14 protein-coding genes and 1 tRNA gene are annotated in these 14286 nt (G+C 38.3%); 12 read left to right on the forward strand and 3 right to left on the reverse strand.

All coding sequences use genetic code 11. From position 1 onward, the window contains the following. Window positions 1–118 precede the first annotated feature (118 nt). The 6 genes from PING_RS04635 to PING_RS19360 all read left to right on the forward strand — a co-directional run bounded on the left by PING_RS04635 (window position 119) and on the right by PING_RS19360 (window position 6757). Complete coding sequence (locus PING_RS04635; protein WP_011769286.1) at window positions 119–415, forward strand: DUF406 family protein; 297 nt, start codon at window positions 119–121, stop codon at window positions 413–415. A 178-nt stretch (window positions 416–593) separates the two neighbouring features. Then, a complete protein-coding gene (locus tag PING_RS04640; protein ID WP_011769287.1) occupies window positions 594–1913 on the forward strand; it encodes a DEAD/DEAH box helicase in 1320 nt (439 codons plus the stop codon). A 559-nt stretch (window positions 1914–2472) separates the two neighbouring features. After that, window positions 2473–2595: a hypothetical protein gene (locus tag PING_RS21585; RefSeq protein ID WP_269571586.1), complete on the forward strand. Its 123-nt coding sequence runs from the start codon at window positions 2473–2475 to the stop codon at window positions 2593–2595. A gap of 623 nt (window positions 2596–3218) precedes the next feature. Next, window positions 3219–4592 (forward strand): type II toxin-antitoxin system HipA family toxin, encoded by a 1374-nt coding sequence (locus PING_RS04645; protein ID WP_011769288.1) that lies wholly within the window; start codon window positions 3219–3221, stop codon window positions 4590–4592. Beyond that, the gene (locus PING_RS04650; protein WP_011769289.1) at window positions 4589–5152 is read left to right on the forward strand and encodes a helix-turn-helix transcriptional regulator; all 564 of its coding nucleotides are present in this window, start codon (window positions 4589–4591) and stop codon (window positions 5150–5152) included. Before PING_RS04645 ends, PING_RS04650 begins: the two co-directional genes overlap by 4 nt. 873 nt (window positions 5153–6025) lie before the next feature. Next, window positions 6026–6757: a hypothetical protein gene (locus PING_RS19360; RefSeq protein WP_011769290.1), complete on the forward strand. Its 732-nt coding sequence runs from the start codon at window positions 6026–6028 to the stop codon at window positions 6755–6757. A gap of 266 nt (window positions 6758–7023) precedes the next feature. Here the strand turns inward: PING_RS19360 and PING_RS04660 are convergent. After that, a tRNA-Arg gene (locus PING_RS04660) sits at window positions 7024–7099 on the reverse strand. Between the two features lie 3 nt (window positions 7100–7102). On the opposite strand from PING_RS04660, the gene PING_RS21590 reads away from it, so the two are divergent. Then, window positions 7103–7228: a hypothetical protein gene (locus tag PING_RS21590; RefSeq protein ID WP_269571587.1), complete on the forward strand. Its 126-nt coding sequence runs from the start codon at window positions 7103–7105 to the stop codon at window positions 7226–7228. 210 nt (window positions 7229–7438) lie between these two features. After that, complete coding sequence (locus PING_RS04665; RefSeq protein WP_011769291.1) at window positions 7439–8389, forward strand: AEC family transporter; 951 nt, start codon at window positions 7439–7441, stop codon at window positions 8387–8389. A gap of 177 nt (window positions 8390–8566) precedes the next feature. Here PING_RS04665 and PING_RS04670 read toward each other — a convergent pair whose 3' ends face one another. Continuing rightward, the gene (locus PING_RS04670) at window positions 8567–9904 is read right to left on the reverse strand and encodes a Na+/H+ antiporter family protein (RefSeq protein ID WP_041766904.1); all 1338 of its coding nucleotides are present in this window, start codon (window positions 9902–9904) and stop codon (window positions 8567–8569) included. Between the two features lie 271 nt (window positions 9905–10175). Beyond that, window positions 10176–10736, reverse strand: coding sequence for a rhombosortase (rrtA, locus tag PING_RS04675; RefSeq protein ID WP_011769293.1), 561 nt, complete (start codon window positions 10734–10736; stop codon window positions 10176–10178). 29 nt (window positions 10737–10765) lie between these two features. Here rrtA and PING_RS04680 point away from each other — a divergent pair, with 29 nt between their 5' ends. The 4 genes from PING_RS04680 (at window position 10766) to PING_RS19365 (ending at window position 14262) form a co-directional block, all read left to right on the forward strand. Continuing rightward, on the forward strand, window positions 10766–11392 hold the full coding sequence (locus tag PING_RS04680; RefSeq protein WP_011769294.1) for a tRNA-uridine aminocarboxypropyltransferase: 627 nt from the start codon (window positions 10766–10768) through the stop codon (window positions 11390–11392). Between the two features lie 41 nt (window positions 11393–11433). Continuing rightward, the gene (arfB, locus tag PING_RS04685; RefSeq protein WP_011769295.1) at window positions 11434–11850 is read left to right on the forward strand and encodes an alternative ribosome rescue aminoacyl-tRNA hydrolase ArfB; all 417 of its coding nucleotides are present in this window, start codon (window positions 11434–11436) and stop codon (window positions 11848–11850) included. Window positions 11851–12129: 279 nt separating this feature from the next. Then, entirely contained in the window at window positions 12130–13128 is a 999-nt protein-coding gene (locus tag PING_RS04690; RefSeq protein ID WP_011769296.1) for a hypothetical protein, read from the forward strand. A gap of 501 nt (window positions 13129–13629) precedes the next feature. Then, a complete protein-coding gene (locus PING_RS19365; RefSeq protein WP_011769297.1) occupies window positions 13630–14262 on the forward strand; it encodes a Spy/CpxP family protein refolding chaperone in 633 nt (210 codons plus the stop codon). Window positions 14263–14286: the final 24 nt, after the last annotated feature.

A 14286-nucleotide genomic window follows, 5' to 3' on the forward strand; every position in this document is an offset into this window, starting at 1 on the left:
CCTTTTTTTTACCTGATTAGAAGGGGAAATAACTAATATCAACGCCTTTCAAATTTGTTGGGATTATCTTTAAAGCAGGTTATAATAACCCCACAAAAAACATTGAATAGAGGTTGTTATGTCTCAAGATAAAAACGCAGATGACATATGCGAAGCATGTGGTTCATTTGTTGAATTAGGCAGTGTGATTAGCGACGATGATACGGTATTAGTGTTGCCATTTACCGGAAAAGAGAGTGTTGCGGTTACAGCACTGGCAATAAAATATATTGATGCGGCAAAAACACGTTTCGATAGTGTTGTTGTGACCGAGCAGGAAATAACCGCTGATGATCTGGTTACCTTAGAGGTTACGTTTAATTTTGATTGTACAGCTGAAAAACTTATTTTTGAAATGGGTTTAAGCGCCATTTAATCAACTGTGGTTAGATCAATTTTATATTATTAAAAGCCAATTAGTGTGGTTTTTTTTGTATTTGTGCTTTGACATTAAAAGAGATTAATTGCCGCACAATGTAAATTTTTTTTCTTCTTTTGGTGCTTAATCGTTATACTACTCAGATTATTACTAATATTGCCTTTTGGAGAGTACTTTGCTGATCGATGATTTACCCGTTGACCGCCGTTTAATCATTTCGTTATCCCACCTTGGATTTACTGAAACCACAGAAATTCAAGCTAAAGCCGTTCCCATTGCCGTTGCTGGGAAAGATTTACTGGCATCATCAAAAACCGGGTCGGGTAAAACATTAGCATATTTGCTACCTGCTATGCAGCGCGTTTTAAAAACACGGGCATTAACCAAACGTGATCCGCGTGTTTTAATATTAACGCCAACACGTGAGCTTGCAAAACAGGTTTATGCACAATTGCGTTTATTAGTGTCAAATACCAGTTTGAAATCAACCCTAGTATCAGGGGGAGAAAACTTTAATGATCAAGTTAAAGCGCTGGATAAAGACCCGCATTTTGTTGTTGGAACACCAGGACGAATTGTTGATCATTTAAAAAAAGGGTTGTTACATTTAGAAGGCTTAGAGTTATTAATTTTAGATGAAGCAGATCGTATGTTGGATTTAGGCTTTGCAGAGCAATTAAAGGCGGTTAACTCGGCAGCGAACCATCGTTTGCGCCAAACATTGTTATTTTCAGCCACCTTAGGGCATGCCGAAGTTAATGAATTTGCCAGTGAATTATTAAAAGCACCCGTACGTATTGCTATTGGTGAAGAAAATCAGCAGCACAGTGAAATTTCACAGCGTTTTTATCTGGCAGATAACTTAAATCAAAAAGAAAAATTACTTTTCCATTTTATAAAAAATGAAGAAATTAAGCAGGCTATTATCTTCACCGCAACGCGTCTGGATGCACAGCGTCTAAGTGCTGCTTTAAGTGAAAAAGGCTATGGTACTTTGGCCCTGCATGGCGATTTAACGCAGAATAACCGTAACAGCATTATGGACAGTTTTTCCCGTGGTAAAGCCCAGCTATTAGTGACAACGGATATCGCCTCCCGCGGATTAGATTTACTCAATGTCAGTCATGTGATTAATTTTGATATCCCTAAACATACGGAAGAGTATATTCATCGGATAGGCCGGACAGGTCGCGCAGGTGAGAAGGGGGATGCGATTTCAATTATTGGCCCTAAAGACTGGGTAAACTTTAAAAAAGTCGAAGAGTTTGTGCAGCGACAGTTAACTTTTAACCGTGTTGATGGCATTAAACCTCAATTTAAAGGTATTGTTGAAAAAGTAGTTAAGGCACCAGAAACTAAAGTTGTCAGTCATAAAGCTGAAAAGAAACAGAGCAGTAAAACGCGTAAACCTAAAGCTGCCCCCAACAAAATTTTCCATGAAGCGGAAGAGGCTGGTTTTACACCGATGCGCCGTAAGAAAAAGATTGAAGAATAGAAACAAAGAGTAGTTCGCTATGCTTAATCACTAAAGGAATTAAACTGGGGTAATAACATTGCCGCAGTATTCAGTGGTTTCTTGAACGACCAAAAAGTCAGCGAATAAGCTGACTTTTTACTTTTTAGAAAATAGTTTTTTGCTCCCCCTTAATTAAAACCTCTTGGCATTTCATCACCTCTATTCGACTTGTTCTATAATATTGATTTTTGTTAACTTAAGTATTCGCTTAGTCGCTTGGTCATTCTAGCCATAGCAATAAAGTAGACAAAGCGCCATAGAAAAAGGACTACTTTGACTCTAGCTTAGTGGTCAGAATTACTTATCCAGTACACCTCGGTGTAAGAAGTTCGATGTTCATCGTTAAAATAGCCGTCATCGCCAAATTTCTTGTCTACAAACTTTTGCAATGCGACTTACGAGCTCTATTATCGCTGAATTTTCTACAAAAAATTTTGTCATATTTATATTTAGCCTTAGTTTTATTTAAAAAAAGTAATATATTCATTTAGCATTCGCAAGTGCAGGTCTAATTTATTTTTCATAAATAAAGGGTTCAATGTACAGTTTGTTGTTTGGCGCTTTATCTGAGTTTGGGGCTAGCAGTGAGATTGTCTGGCTACAAAATCCAGAGGCGGTCGAGTCATTTGACCTTGCCGAAATTCATTCAAAACACCATTAACAAAATTGGAGCATACCGGCGCTGCCAAAAAGAAAATATCTAAGATTAAGCTGGTATAGCGTCACAAGGCTTCCGTAAAGTTTGATGAGCAAGCAATTAAGGATCGTTATGGCAAACAAGTGGTTATTGAGTCTATCAAAGACAGTGAAGGCTATTATTCTATGAGTGGTATCACCACTTTCTGTAAGAAATGCGCTTACTTGATGGATGTTAAGGGACTGTTGCTATGCGGCAATTGCAACGATTACATGCCGAGTTGGCATGTTTGTGAAAGTTAACCAAGTTTCATCAATTATTTAATTCATGCGCCACATGATTAAGCGCCACAAGTTGGAAATGAGTTGTATAATACTCAAAATATAGCTAGCGCACGAGTTATTGAGTACTATAAAGGTCAATAGAAAGCAATTATAGTAATTATTGAGTATTATCAGACGCATTTATGGTCAACGCAATAATCTTCTAATGAACCAAATTAACTTCAAACACAAACAACTAAATGAGTCGTATTATACTCAATAATTGAAATTAACAATAGTTATTGAGTACTAAAAAGCACTTTATTTGACAATTCGCATTTTTTGAGTACTATAATTTTCATTAAATATAGAAAAGAGTGTTCAATGGAAGCGATTAATCTTGGAAATTTAAATGATCTTACTGTACAAGCTTTCATTGATAATTCATGGAAGGATATTGCGAAGATTACATTCCCAAAGAATGCTGACTACACGTATGATGTTAGCGAGGTTGATTATGACTCGGACTATGCCATTCATAACCTTTATGCCGATGATCACCATGCAGTCTCTATAAATCACCCTGTTGAATTATTTTTTGATGACAATGGACAACAAGGTTGGTTGAAGTTCATTGACGACATCATACCTAGTGGCTCAAGCCGTAAGTACTGGCTAACGCAAATAGATACAGAGGGGATGTCAGCCAATCAACAAAAGTTCGTGTTACTAGCATATGGTACCATTGCTCCCATTGGGAATTTGCGCATCAAAGAATCTATCGAAGCGGTTAATAAAGTCCCTACGCAATACTTTGAAGTTTCAGACGTAGCAGGTAGAGCGGCAGACTTTTTGAGTTACGCACAAACTCGGGGTGCAGCAGTTGGTGGAGCTACTGGAGCCGGTGGAGAAGCCCCAAAACTACTACTAAGACGCAGCAAAGACGATGTTGTGTGGATAGATACCTATCAAGACAATACCAATATCGATGATATGTATTACCTCGTTAAATTCCCAAGAGGGATCAGAAGTGGAGTTAATGATGCGGTGTTAGTTGCCGAGTACCACTATTACCATGAGTTAACAGATATGGGTTTTAATACTATACCCGTAGCAGACATGAAACTAGAAAAAGGTGAAAACTATCATTCACTTTGGCTGCCAAGGTTCGATATAGAGACTCAAGCAGATGGGACGACCAAACGTTATGGGATGGAGTCTGTGTACTCAATGCTAAAAAAACCGCCAGCTACTATTTTAGATCATGGCGAGACAATACGTGATTTGATTGTTTTGATCACTGAAAGTAACACTGTCAAGGAGAAGAACCTACATTTTGATGTAGAGGCATTTATCATTGAATGGGTTCGCCGTGACTTATTAAATATTGCGTTTGGCAATAGCGATAACCACGGACGAAATACTTCATTCTATAAAGATGAGAAGGGAATAAGGTTAACACCCATTTATGACTTTGCTCCTATGAAAGCTGATCCAGAAGGTATACCAAGAACAACGAAATGGGCTGCACCAGCTTTAGAGCTTGGTGGAAAATTTAATTTTGTCGAGATTGCATACTCCTTAAGTGATTTAATTGACCCAGAACTATTGATAAATGAACTAAGGACAACAGCACATCAACTAGTAGGCTTAAAGCAGAGGCTAATAGGTCGTGGTGTTCCTGATCAAATAGTTAATATGCCAATATTTGGGTTTGATTTTCTAGATGAAAAATTGGAACTATGGGGATTATTATGAAAAAGAAAAGCTTAATGAATACAGTCAATTTCTTAAAAAAACATAATTCTGATAGAAATATGAAATTTAACAGCGAGGGTGAACGTATCGGGACTAGAAACGATAATGCGCAGGGCCAAATTGTAACTAATCGAGTTGATAGCCGCCTTGTCCATATGACAGTTGAAGATACTGGAGAGCCTGTTGTTGTTCAGAGAGATCCACTCACTCGCTGGGAGGATACTCAAACTAGGCAACGTTCGTCTACGAACACGGCTATTAAGGATGCTAAGTTACGTAAGGCAGTTATTAATAGTGTTGTTACTAAATTACTATTTTCTGACATTACACAAGGAGATGCCTTAATTCAGTTACGCATACAGGTACTAGGTTTTAACCAAGAAAAATATGCGAAATTAGTTAATGTTTCTCGTAAAAAAATTTCTGATATAGAAAATAACAGGAGCAACCCAAGCGTTGAAGTTTTGAATAAAGTTTTTAAGCCTTTTGGTTTAAATGTAGGTTTGATCCCAATCTCACCCACTGTATTGAAAAATCTTCTAGATAATGGCACCAACTAACCACCTAGGCCACTAACTACATGGCTTAACTTTCTAATTCATTAAGAATGAGATGATTTGGGTTTTGGCTTAAACCGCTGTGCGTTCTTATCAAAGGTACGCTTAACAAAGCCACTTTTCTGACAACCACCGATATGTTGTGGTTAATTAATATTGGCCACAATTTTATAAGTTGCTAAGGTGCTTTGAAGGCGTAAGAACCTTAGAAATTTTGTACTATTAATTTGTTGAATTACCTCATTTACGTGCGCTTTCTCCCACAAGAAAAATCAAAGTTCCTTGCCTGTAAAGTCGATTTTAATATTCATGTACTGCTTGAACTATTTCGCTAAGGTGCTTTTTCCCCATAACAGCTTATAAATATGTGGCCAACTAAAAGGCAAGACACGAGCCTATTCACATTCTCTATTCACATTCCTAATCATTAAAGAAATTAAACTGGGGCAATAACATTGCCCCAATGTTTAGTGGTTTCTTGAACGACCAAAAAGTCAGCGAATAAGCTGACTTTTTAAAGTCTGAGATATTTGAGCCCTGTCATCTCCTGTTTAAGAACATGCCTAGTTATGAATATAACTGCGTACAACGCTAAATGCCGAATATTTGAACTCACTTGCCTATTTACCGTTAATTGATTTAAAAACCTTCTATTTCATTATTACTTATCTCTTTCGTCTGCTTATGATTTGCATTTGTAGAGATATCTGTAAATGCAAACGGTCATTTCTCCAATATAAAAAATCAATTTACGATCAGAGATACAGGCTATCTGAGCATTTTTTATGTTTGTTGTTCTATAATTTTTATCAGAAAATAAAATTTAATATGTGTCTGCAGATAGGTTCCTTGTCAGAGGTAAACGGAGATTTCACTATGCCGGAAAAGAGCAACAACAGTTTTTTGTCTATAATCGCAACCACGGGCAAAGATCTGGTCGCAATGTTAAGAGATGCGATGCTGCTGTTAATAGTTGTCCTGTTAATCGGGTGGCCAAAAACCGTCAACAACATTCTTGTAGAAGCGGGATTTGAAGAAGGAAGCTTTGCAGGATTGAAATGGAAAGCTAAATTGACCCAATCAGATGAAACCCTTCTAAAAGCCCAAGCGACCATTGCTGATCTAATAGCGCAGAATGAAAAACTGAATAGCGCGCTCTCTGAAGTTAATTCCCGGACAGACAGTGCTGAGGTTAAAGCGAACATAACGAAACTTAATAAACTCAACACCTACTTAGCGGCCAGTTCGGCGAAAGTTCAAGCAGCCGCAGAAACAACTACCTCGGCGAATGCCGCTTTGATTCAGAAAGCACAAAGCGACACAGGAATAGTTGTTACCTGGGGGGTTGTCTATAGCGGTGATCGCACTCTAGAGGCTGCGCAGTATGAGGTTCAAACAATCGCTCCGAAATTAGGATTAACAAACGCAGCAGTCTATTTCCGACAAGATTCTTACCGCAGTGTCGCAACAGTTACCGACAGATTATACGCGGAGCAGCTTCTTAAGAAGGCAAATGAGCGCCGAAAGGACTCGTACATTGTCAATATGTCTCACTGGTGTCCAAACACAGCGGAAAAGGACGGCTATTTTGAGTGCTCAATTCCCTGACAAGTGCTTCTTGCGATAGTAAAAAAAGTCACCCAAGGTTATTGGCGAATATTTAAGCATTAGCATCATATTTAGTTGGCAGTGCCTTTTTTGTGATTTGTGGGCTTTTTGATGGGCAAATTGAGAGTTTGTAGTCAGAAGTCCTGCTAATGACTATTACAAATCGCAACTGGACGTAGTTGAGCGCTAACCACTGGTTTCATTAGGGTTTTATTGGGATATTGTTGGGGCTGGTGGGCTTTGCTGGACTTTCTTAAAAGAGAAAGTGGTGTCCCCTGCGAGATTTGAACTCACGTCTAAGACTTAGGAGGTCCTTGTTCTATCCAGCTGAACTAAGGGGACTAGATGTTCACTTTATACCTATCTGACTACGGGAAATTGCTTAAAGGAACAATCAATTATAACGCATTAGATTTCTTCTTTATTCACCGCTCACCTTTTAATTATCAGGCGACATTAGAAGAGCTGTAAACTAATTGAATTATATACAATAATTAGGATAAAAAAAATCCCTAATAACAGATCATTGTAGTAAAGTCGGGTATTAGTGAAGATTGTTAACGGGAAACTGTCATTATTAAATATTCTTGGTCTCTCCCATTGAAATAAAAACAGACATTTCCTCCGATAGCTCAAAATTCAGTCATCTGCTTAAAAATCGAAAATAATGAAGGATAGTTTATGTTTTTAGAGTCACTTATGTTTTCTTTTTCAGTGACCGGGCCAATCTGTCTGTTACTTTTTCTGGGTTGGTTTCTCAGGCGAATAGATTTTATTAATGAACAATTCATTTTGATCGGATCAAAATTGGTTTTTACCGTCACTTTACCAACCCTTCTTTTTCTTAATATTATAAAATCGGATCGTGATGCAGATATTAATTTTTCATTGATTTCTTATTCACTATTGGCGAATATTTTATTTTTTTTACTGGCGGTTATTTTAACTAAACTGTTAGCCCGCAATCGGGATGATCATGGGGCTATTATCCAAGGCGCTTTCCGATCCAATCTAGCTATTATCGGTTTAGCCTATGTTGATAATATTTATGGGGATTCAGGTCTTGCGTTGGCTGCTGTTTATGTCGCATTTCATGTTGTTTTATTTAATGTTTTATCGGTGTTAATACTGATGCCTAAACAAGAGAAAATGAGCATTAAGATGTGCTTAGGGTTGTTTAAATCAATTTTCAAAAACCCATTAATTATTGGCATTTTGTTGGGTGTTGTATTCTTTTTCTTCGCCATACCGGTGCCTGATGTGATGCTTGATGCCGGACAATATTTTGCGGGGATGAGCCTGCCAATGGCATTATTATGTACAGGTGGTGGACTGCATTTAAAGACCTTAAATTCAGATGGTTTTATTATCGGCTTTGCAACTATTCTAAAAATAATTGTTGCTCCCGTATTAATCACCGGGGGGGCTTATTTTCTTGGTTTTAGAGGATTCGCGTTAGGGCTGACTTTTTTGATGACCGCGGCCCCAACGGCTGCTGCAAGTTATGTGATGGCCAGGGCGATGGGCGCTAATGCCAGCTTAGCTGCGAATGTAATAGCTTCTACGACAGTTGGCTCGCTGGTGACTTACAGTATTGGTCTTTCAATGCTTTATAGTTTCAATTTAATGTAGCGGGTAAGGAGTCACGGGTAATGAGCCGCGAGTAACGAGTAATAAGTAACAAGCAATGAGTAATGGTTAAAGAGGATGCTAAGTGCTTTATTTTTTTATCCCTGTAAAAAAGCAAGCAGTTTAGCTGCCTGCTTTTTTAGTACCACTATATTAAACGTAGTGGCCATGTTTTAAGGGTTACAAACTCATCGCTGCAATCCAGCCAAATACCATTAAGGGTAGGTTATAGTGAATAAAGGTCGGTACAACGGTATCCCAAATATGATCGTGTTTACCATCGGCGTTTAGACCCGCTGTCGGCCCCAGAGTCGAGTCCGACGCCGGTGAACCTGCATCCCCCAACGCCGCTGCTGTTCCAACTAATGCGATGATTGCCATCGGTGAAAATCCAAATGAGAGGGCAAGAGGAACGTAAATAGTGGCAATAATTGGAATAGTTGAAAAAGAAGAGCCTATTCCCATGGTCACTAACAAACCGACTACCAGCATTAATACGGCTGCTAGTGGTTTATTTTGGCCAATATTTGCAGATAACATCTCAACCAGGGTGTCTACGCTACCCGTGGCTTTCATTACGGCTGTAAAACCGGCAGCGGCAATCATAATAAAACCGATCATTGCCATCATATGCACACCTTTAGTAAATACATCTTGCGTTTCTTTCCAAGCTATAACACCACCAAAGGTAAAGACGACAAATCCAGCCAATGCGCCGACTATCATCGAGCCTGACAATAACTGTATGCTTAATGTTGCTGAAATTGCAATCAAGGCAACCACTATATGGCGCTTGTTTAAGGGGGTTTTTGCGGGTTTTTGATTTTCTGCGGGTGTAAATAGTGACTCTCCCTGAGGATAATCCCGTGGCTTACGGTAGCTAATAAAGACTGCAATCAGTAAACCGGTAACCATACCTAAAGCAGGTAAGATCATTGCTGTTGGAACCTGGCTGGCGGTTACTTCCAGGCCATTATCATGTAAATTTTTTAATAATATATTATTTAAAAAGATACCGCCAAAACCTATCGGTAAAACCATATAAGGCGTGATTAAACCAAAGGTTAATATACACGCCACTAAGCGTCTGTCTAAACGTAATTTTGTAAATACGCTGATCAGTGGTGGAATTAAAATGGGAATAAAGGCGATATGCACAGGGATAATATTCTGTGATGAAATAGTTATTAATAAAATTAAAGATAACACCACATATTTTATCACGTAGGTTAAATGATCCGGGTGCCTGCCATGTACTTTATTAATAACTGTTTGTGCTAATAAATCGGTAATACCTGATTTAGAAATTGCCACTGCAAATGCACCCAGCATAGCGTAACTTAATGCAATGGTTGCACCGCCACCCAATCCTCCTTCAAAAGCACTGACGGTATCAGAGACTGACATACCGGCACTTAACCCTCCGATTAATGCACTTAATGTTAATGCTATTACTACATTAATACGCATTAAAGACAAAGCCAGCATCACGCAGACTGAGAGTACAACGGGGTTGATCATAAATTTTCCTAACTCATTCAATAAAATAAAGTCGGCATCTTACGCGAGTATTTTTTGATGGCAAATTTAATTAAGGATATTAGACGCTTTTTTGTTAGGGCTATTAATACATTTCACTTAACCATTTACGCATTCAATACTGCAAATGGCTGATAAACATTTCATCTCTTACTGTCTTCAGTGCAGAGAATAAAATCAGAATGGTATATTTTAATTAATAAATTATAATACTTTTCCCAGAAGGCCATTAGATAAGTCTGATGCTTTATTATTTATCAATCTTTTTTTTATATGCAAAAAAAATAAAACCCGCGATAGCGCCGTAAAGATGCGCATTAACTAATACTTCTGCCGCAATTAAATTGATCGTACTTTGCGATGCGCCAAACATTTGCTCATAAATAATCTTAATAACCAGACCTGCTCCCAGCAGATAACCCCAGGGATCTTTCTTCGCAATATCGGTGACAACCCCGTAGCTAAATAAACCGTGTAAAACACCCGATAAGCCCACATACCAAATAACCTCAGTATCAAAGAAAAACAGGCATAACCCGATAAATAAACTGCAGAAAATAATGATTGGGAAAATTTTAATGGTCTTAAAAAGATCAACAAATAATGCCAAAGTGATCACTAAGCCCACGATATTTAATACCAGATGATTAAAATTAGTATGGCAAAATGTGGCACTAATCAGTCTCCAAATTTCTCCTTCTGCTATGCCATTATGGTAATATGCCAGTAGTTCACTGGCTTCCGGCTCAAACAAATAAAGTATAAGAGTCAGTAATATTATCAATGACGTTTCGATAATAAGAGAGCGCATCGGTTTCCTTTATTAAGAGATTTTTATAAATGAGTAAAAGAGCTGTTTGCAAACGCTGCTTAAAAGCCCAATCTGCCTGTATCTGCTCAGCGATCCAGTTGATTGATAATCAACACTTTGTGCATGTATTGCAAGATCCCGGTGAAGAAAAAAATGCGATAGGCACTGCGCGAATTTTGGGGCTGTCATTAAAACGATCAAAAATTAGCGTAGGGGTATTGTTTGATGCCGGTTTATTTGATTTACAGAATAGCTATTTAGTTTTTCCCGATGCCTCGGCAGTCCCTACGGAGCAGCTTGTTAATCTGAAAAAAATTAATAACCACAGCGTTTTTATTTTGCTCGATGGCAGTTGGAAAAAAGCCTACAAATTATTGATGAGTAATGTTTTTTTACAGAATTTGCCGAAGATATCAATTAATATAGATAAAAAAAGCGAGTATCGTATTCGTAAATCACCACGTGATGATGGTTTGTCGACGGTTGAAGCGGGTTATTATTTACTTTCCCAATTGGAAGAAAATAAAGAAAAATTTGTCCCCTTATTAACCAGTTTTAATAGAATGATCGACTATCAAATAGCATCTATGCCGGCGGCGATCTATAAAAAGCACTATCTGGATAAAAAACCAACATCCAAAGAAATGTTTAAGTGACCTAACAAATTAAAAGATAATTTATAAGTTAAAGGAGTGTAATGTTAAAAATATCAAATAATGTCGAGCTTGCTGACTGGGAAATCGACATGACTGCCATTCGTGCACAGGGAGCCGGCGGGCAAAATGTGAACAAAGTTTCCAGCGCGATTCATTTACGCTTTGATATCAAAAAATCAACCTTACCCGATTTTTATAAAGAGAGATTATTAGCATTATCCGATAGCCGTATCACAGGCGATGGCGTGATAATAATCAAAGCTCAAAGCCATCGCACGCAAGAGAAAAATAGAGATGATGCACTGCAGCGTTTAAAGAACCTGATTGTCTCGGCAGCTGTGGTTCAAAAAGTACGACGAGCGACGAGAGCCACAAAAGGTTCACAACGTAAACGTATGGATAAAAAAACCCAAAGGGGACGGATTAAAAATCTGCGCAGTAAAAATAATGATGATTAATACTCAATCAGCTGGTAAATACTCTGTTAAGCATGGGTTATATTTAAACTGTTTCCTGAAGTAGGCCGGTCAAAATGGGATACAATATTAAGGGAAGCGTTATTCCCTTGCGGCCGTTATGCCGCTGCGCGTTAGTCAGCAGATAGGGGGTAACTGAATAGTGCAAAAATAATACTTTTTTATGATAATAACCTATCTACTCTGTTGATAACTGGTGTTTTTTCTATTAGCAATCTACAATATGCTCCATATTTTCCATTTCAATATTCTTAGCAGATCATGACTCATTTAAAAAATACGCGTATACGGCATACTAAAGGTCCTTTTGCGATGACTGTTGTATACAGTTTCACCGGCGCAGCCATTTTAGCCTCGATAATATTTTCTCTCTTATTATTTCTTTCTATCGACGAAAATCCCTGGATGAAGGTTTTATTTGGCGCATTGGCGGTGATTTTTGAACTGGGTAAGTTTTTTGCATGGTATGAATTTGGTGAACGTATCGCAAGGCGTCATTTGATCGCAGCCTTTTCGGCCTTTTCCTTTTATAGCGTATTGGCTGCTATTTCAATTGGGGGCAGTATAGGCGGCATTAATAGTGCGACTAATACTGCTCAACGTTATGTTGATGTACAGCAAAATAAAGTGGCTATTTTTAATCTGCAGATTGCGGCGCTCGAAAAGCAGATCGATTTAAACAATATTGCTGCCGAAAAATATATTGAACTTAACCGCATTGCAACGGGGGTTGTCAGGATTCAAAAAGAGAATGCTTTACTGCGACAAGAACAGGTTGAACTGGCCGTGCAGAGAGACCATTTACCCGTTGCAAGTCAAGGCTCAGTCTTCGGTCTGATTGGCAGTATTGCCGACGGACTTAAGATCAATGCCACGGATGCTCAACTGGGGCTGGTGGTATTTTTATCTGTCTTATTGGATCTTTTTGCGGCATTTTTTGTCGGTTTAATCGGGGAAGAGCTGAGATTTAGACGCACTTTGGCAGGGGCGCTTCCGCAAAGCCCTATGCAATCGTCAGAAGTTGCTCAAAAAAGTCTGGCTGTAGATAATGAAATGGTCATCTCGCGCTCTGATATTTTATTTCAAAAAGCGCTGGATGTATTACTGAAGGGCGATGTTCGCTGCACTAAAAAAGCGATTGCCGATAAGCTTGCTATCAGTGCTGAAGAAGTTGATCTGATCTTTTTTGGTTTATTAGAAAAAGGTTTGGTTACCCAGAAAGCAAATCGTCATTTCAATTGGCAGGGTGAATCGGTCTAAACAAAGTGAGCTTATTTTTACTTTTTTTACGTTAGCTATTTGAAAAGTAAAATTATCTCTTCTTCACAATATACGAGTAAAAATTCAGAATCGTTCTATTTAGTCGCTGTTGTCGTTTTGATTCTCTAAATTACAATGCGTTTTGATTCTCTAAATTACAATGCGTTTTGATTCTCTAAATTACAATGCGTTATGAAAACATAAAAATCACTACAATCTTAATATTCAGAAGATGTTGGGCATAAATAATAAAGCTAACAGCAATAATCTGGAACATATCTGCTAATTTAGGCTGTTTAAAAATAACACTCAGAATTTCAGCACTCCTCACTTTTTCTTTTCAATTTTCATCTCTTTTTTTGAGCACAATGTGCAATGTCTCTTATACTTTGGGAAGTATCAATCGAGTGGGTAATCTCTTTTTTAGGATTTTATCTTACATAAGAAAAATAGACATTTTGCATTTAAAAATTATTTAACCATAAATATCAGGAGCAGAAGATGAACAATAAAAAACTTAGCATCATAGCATTGGCGCTTGGCCTTACTTTCGCCAATATTTCAGTGAGTCAGGCACACGGAGGTATGCAAAATAATGCCGGTGGCTGGATGCACGGCGGCATGATGGATAGCGGAATAATGAATGGTGGCATGATGAATGGTGGCATGATGAATGGTGGCATGATAAATGGCGGCATGATGTATGGTGGTATGATGAATGGCGGCATGATGAATGGTGGCATGATGAATGGCGGCATGATGAATGGTGGCATGATGAATGGCGGCATGATGTTCTCATCATTAAACCTGACGGGTGAACAGCAGCAGCAAATTCAATCTATTATGACAGCGGCTATGGCTTCGATGCACAGTGGGCCAAACATGATGACAAATATGCAAGCTAGTACAGCAGAATCACAAGCACTGTTAAATAGCCCAACCTTTGACGACGCTAAAGCACGTGAAATAATAAGTAAACAGCAGGCCTTAATGGTTGATAATCAATTGCAGATGTTAAAAGCACATCATCACGCGTTTCAAGTGTTAACTGAGGCGCAGCAAGAACAAGTTAATACTTTGATGGCAGAACATCTTGCCCTGATGCAGCAATATATGAAGGGGTTTCAGCAGTAGCAATGTCATGAGATGGGTCAATAA

It is taken from the genome of Psychromonas ingrahamii 37 (genome assembly GCF_000015285.1).
GTDB lineage: Bacteria > Pseudomonadota > Gammaproteobacteria > Enterobacterales > Psychromonadaceae > Psychromonas > Psychromonas ingrahamii.